Here is a 4281-nt window from a genome sequence, read left to right as displayed (position 1 = left end):
GAGAGTATTACGGGGATGGATAGTGCTTCTTTGACTTTGCGTACGAGTTGCCAGTCCGCTCGTCCTTGTGCTCGTTGTTTTCGTGTGCGAGGATGGATTGCAAGTGCATCCACTCCGCACTGCTCTAAGAGTAAGGCAACTTCTACTGCGTTGATGGAGGTATCATCCCATCCTGATCGGATTTTGCAAAAAAAGGGTTTGGTAATTGCGCTTCGCATTGCGCGTATGATTTTTTCTAGTTGGTCGGGGTGTTTTTGTAGATAGACACCACCCTTTTTGCCGAGCATGTATCCTAAGGGGCATCCGATGTTAAAGTCAAAAATATCTGCGACGTCGTGAAGGTGTTTAATTGCAAAGAGTATATTGTCAATATTTCCTCCCCCTAATTGTACGACAAGTGGTCGCTCTTCCTCTTGAGGGTTCACGAGGAGTTTTATTGCTTGTAAGACTCCTTGTTCATCACATTTTTCTTTGAAGACGTCGCAGTCGATCATATCTGTGTAAACTACGCCTGCACCTCTTCGTTTGCAAAGGACTCTAAATGATGCGCAGTTTACTGCTTCCATGGGTGCAAGAAAGAAGGGATTTTGAAATGTTAGAGGCTCGCGCATAGGCGTAAGTCTTAAGAAATTGTTTATTAACCTTCTCTTCATGATCATCCTTATCCCCCCTTCTGAAGAAAAAGCAAGTGGTGGAACACTCCCCCCTCTTCAAGAACTTAAAGAGCCTTCTCTTTCTTTGTGGAATGAGTTGATTGAAACTCAGGATGAAAAGCTTTTAGGTGTGAAGGGTGTTGCACTTGAAAGAGCAATTACTGTGAATAAGACCCTGCTTTCTGAGAAGACCTTGCCTGCAATTGAGCGATACACAGGGGTGGTGTATAAAGGAATCGCGTATTCTTCACTTACTGAACAGGAGCAGGCATATATTAACAAGCACGTGCGTATCGTCTCTGCTCTCTTTGGTTTGGTAAAACCCCTAGATCCTCTTCCTGAGTATAAGCTTAAAATAGATAAACTTGGTGCTGCTAAGGTGTGGCGTGCACATACGAAAAAAGAACTTAAGAGTGAATGGGTGATTGATCTTCTTCCGCAGGCACACAGAAAAGCTGTTTCGTATGAGAATGGCATTAAAGTTGATTTTGTGATTGAAAAGCAGGGAAAGAAGGTTCCTGCAGGCCATCAAGGAAAATTTATCAAGGGCCGTTTTGTACGCTGGCTTGCACAAAATAACATTACGAATCCCGAGGAAATACAAAAATTCAAGGAAGAGGGTTTTGAGTGGGTTGATGGGTGTTTTCTTAAGAGAGTGTGAATTCCTGATTTAAGTGGTGAGATGCTAAACATTTATATACTCTTTTTTGTGAAATTTTCTTAAAGAGATGAACCCTGCAATTTTTCTTGAATTAAGCGTCCTTCTTGTGCTTACTCTGGTCATTTGTGGTATGGTAAGATTCTTGCGCCAGCCTCTTATTATTGGGTATATCTTAAGTGGTGTTGTGGCAGGTCCTTTAGTTCTTGGACTTATTCATTTTACCGACACTCTTGAGACGCTATCTCATTTTGGTGTTGCTCTCCTGCTTTTTTTGGTGGGTCTTGGTATTAACCCTCGTGTTATTCGTACGGTGGGCAAGGTCTCCTTGGTAACAGGTATCGGCCAAGTAGTGTTCACATCGGGAATTGGGTTTGTTATTTGTCGTCTTCTTGGATTTGATATGATGAGTTCTTTGTATATGAGTATTGCTTTGGCGTTTAGTAGTACTATTATTATTATGAAGTTGCTCTCTGATAAGAAAGAAACAGCTTCACTTCACGGACGGATTTCTATTGGTTTTTTGATTGTGCAAGACCTGATTGCCATTGCTTTGCTTATGATTTTTTCCTCTGCGGGAACCGAACGAGTGTTTGGTGCGAATTCAGTTAATGCGCTCTTGATTATTATTGGGAGTCTTGTTGTTCTTTGGTTGTTTTCTGTGTACGCTCTTCCTTGGATTGTGCGAAAGGTTGCCCAGTCTCAAGAATTTTTGTTGCTTTTTTCTATTGGGTGGTGTATGGCTATTGCATCTCTTTTTCACTTGATTAACATGTCTTTGGAGGCGGGAGCTTTGCTTGCAGGTGTTGCACTCTCGCTTACCCCCTATCATCAGGAGATTAGTGCACGTCTTCGCCCTCTTCGTGATTTCTTCATTGTACTCTTCTTCATCTTACTGGGTTCGCAGATTATTTTCACAAATATTGCTTCAAATCTTTGGGCAATCATCATCCTCTCTTTGTTTGTGCTTATTGGTAACCCTCTTATCGTTCTCATCTTGATGGGTGCTATGGGTTATCGTAAGAGAACGAGTTTTCTTGCGGGTCTTACTGTTGCGCAGATTAGTGAGTTTTCTTTGATCTTTGTATCCCTTGGGGTCTCCTTGGGTCAGATAACTCCAGAGGTGCTCTCTTTAGTTACTGCTGTTGGTATTCTTACCATTGCGGGATCTGCGTATATGATTCATTATTCTGATCAGTTGTACAAGTTACTCTCAAAATATTTGAGCATTTTTGAGAAGAGAGAATCTAAGATTCATGAAGTTGATCTTCCTTCGGAATACCGTTATGACGTTCTTCTTTTTGGATATGATACTATCTGTGCTGACATTCTTGATACGCTCAAGAAACTTAAGAAAAAACCACTTATCATTGATTTTAACCCGGAAGTTATTCTCAGACTTGCAGAAGAGGGTTATCATTGCAGGTATGGGGATGCAAACGATATTGAATTTCTCGAAGAGTTGGATCTTTCTTCTGTGAATCTGGTGATTTCCACTATTTCGTCTACCGATACAAATTTGTTTCTTCTTGATAGGATTCTTGCAAAGAACAAGAACTGCATCGTAACAGTGCTCGCACATTCTGTTGATGATGCTTTGATGTTGTACGAAGCAGGCGCAACGTATGTTATCCTGCCACAGATTCTAGGAGGTAAGCAGGTCTCGATGCTAATTGAGAAGAACCAGCTTGATATGAAGAAATTCCTTAAGGATCGCGTGGAGCATATGAATGAACTTGCTCGTCGAAGAAAACACCACCATTAAAAATACCACTTAAAAGTAGTAAAAAAGGGAAAAGTTTATAAAGGAGTAGTTTGTACTACTTTGTATGGTAAACTGCCCCGAAAACAACATTCTTGAAAGCCCCCAAGTCCACGTAAAAGGTGATTCACAATGATCTTTACAGAGAAAATCAAAAAGAGTTTTTCTCGTGTTAAACGAGACATCTTAGCAATACATGAATGGATGCGTTACACTCAACGTGACGTTCATAATTTGAAAGCAAAAGTTTTTGAGCTTGAACAAAGACTTCTTGAATTAGAAGCAAGAAACATAGAAGAGCTAAGAACGCTTTGATAAGAGTCATGCAACCAGATAGCCTGCTCGTTCTTGGCGGTCAAAAGAACACCTCTCGAACAGATGCCGCCGTTGCTGCGTATTGCGATTATGGCAAAGCACTCCCCATTATTTGTAGTGGTGGCGTGAAAAGAGGCCATCAAAGTGAAGCGCGCATCATGCGCGAGCTTCTGCTCAGACAAGGAGTAAGCGACGACGACATTTTACTTGAAGAGCAATCCCTTGATACGCTTGGAAACCTCTACTTTTCAAAACCTCTTCTTTACGATTGCCAGGTAAGTCATGTTGGTATCGTAACAGATCCTTTTCACCTTCCTCGTGCAATGTATTGTGCAAACGTGCTGTTCAGTCCCGACAAATTCACTGCGCTTCCTGTACCCTCAACACAACAAGCAACACTCAGAGAACGTTTACAAGAAGCAATCATTCATTGTGCTCTTGCCCTTGATTTGAGCAAAGTTCCCTTAGATGCTCCACACATCACTAAGTACATGCAAGAAAAGCACCCCTTGTACGGGTCACACCCTTCCGGATTTTATTCTCTGCTTACGCGCGTTGCACGAAAAAGGTGACAACAGCACGTTTATAAAACAAGTTCTTACTCGTACTTTTATGTTTGAGACTCTTGAACAGCGATTACTCAAGAATATCCCTCTTGAACAAAAATACGAGTACGCAAAAGGCGCGAATCTTCTTGCAGTAGGATGTTCTATTCCTTTTGGCATTGCACACTATTTTGAACATGTTCCCCACTGCACCCCTCAAGAAGCAACACTTGTTGCATGTAGTGTTGCTGCACTAACACTTCTTGACAGAGTCGTGGGAATTAGCGCTGCTAAGAACATGGAGGAACAGGAATTTGAAAAATACCAAGAACATGCCCGGTGGGTTCG

At 41.7% G+C, this 4281-nt stretch carries 6 protein-coding genes; 5 read left to right on the top strand and 1 reads right to left on the bottom strand.

The features are described 5' to 3' along the window. On the bottom strand, positions 1-611 hold a 611-nt coding region (locus D6774_00030; protein RME78788.1), incomplete at its 3' end, for a tRNA-dihydrouridine synthase family protein. Between the two features lie 40 nt (positions 612-651). On the opposite strand from D6774_00030, the gene D6774_00025 reads away from it, so the two are divergent. The 5 genes from D6774_00025 to D6774_00005 form a co-directional block, all read left to right on the top strand. Next, the gene (locus tag D6774_00025) at positions 652-1314 is read left to right on the top strand and encodes a YaaA family protein (protein ID RME78787.1); all 663 of its coding nucleotides are present in this window, start codon (positions 652-654) and stop codon (positions 1312-1314) included. Positions 1315-1381: 67 nt separating this feature from the next. Beyond that, a complete protein-coding gene (locus D6774_00020; protein ID RME78786.1) occupies positions 1382-3076 on the top strand; it encodes a sodium:proton exchanger in 1695 nt (564 codons plus the stop codon). Between the two features lie 129 nt (positions 3077-3205). Beyond that, positions 3206-3388, top strand: a complete 183-nt coding sequence (locus D6774_00015; GenBank protein ID RME78785.1) for a hypothetical protein — start codon at positions 3206-3208, stop codon at positions 3386-3388. Positions 3389-3396: 8 nt separating this feature from the next. Next, positions 3397-3960 carry a YdcF family protein gene (locus D6774_00010; GenBank protein RME78784.1) on the top strand — a complete coding sequence of 188 codons (564 nt, stop codon included), beginning with the start codon at positions 3397-3399 and terminating at the stop codon, positions 3958-3960. 40 nt (positions 3961-4000) lie between these two features. Further along, positions 4001-4281: hypothetical protein (locus D6774_00005; protein ID RME78783.1), on the top strand; the 281-nt coding region annotated here is incomplete at its 3' end.

The organism is Candidatus Woesearchaeota archaeon (assembly GCA_003695435.1).
Lineage (GTDB): Archaea > Nanobdellota > Nanobdellia > Woesearchaeales > UBA11576 > J101.
This window is presented reverse-complemented; position numbering and strand designations above follow the sequence as displayed.

Excerpts from the sequence above, each read along its gene's own strand:
- D6774_00010 (RME78784.1), top strand. The coding sequence starts at position 3,397 with ATGCAACCAGATAGCCTGCTCGTTCTTGGCGGTCAAAAGAACACCTCT.
- D6774_00015 (RME78785.1), top strand. The coding sequence starts at position 3,206 with ATGATCTTTACAGAGAAAATCAAAAAGAGTTTTTCTCGTGTTAAACGA.
- D6774_00020 (RME78786.1), top strand. The coding sequence starts at position 1,382 with ATGAACCCTGCAATTTTTCTTGAATTAAGCGTCCTTCTTGTGCTTACT.
- D6774_00025 (RME78787.1), top strand. The coding sequence starts at position 652 with ATGATCATCCTTATCCCCCCTTCTGAAGAAAAAGCAAGTGGTGGAACA.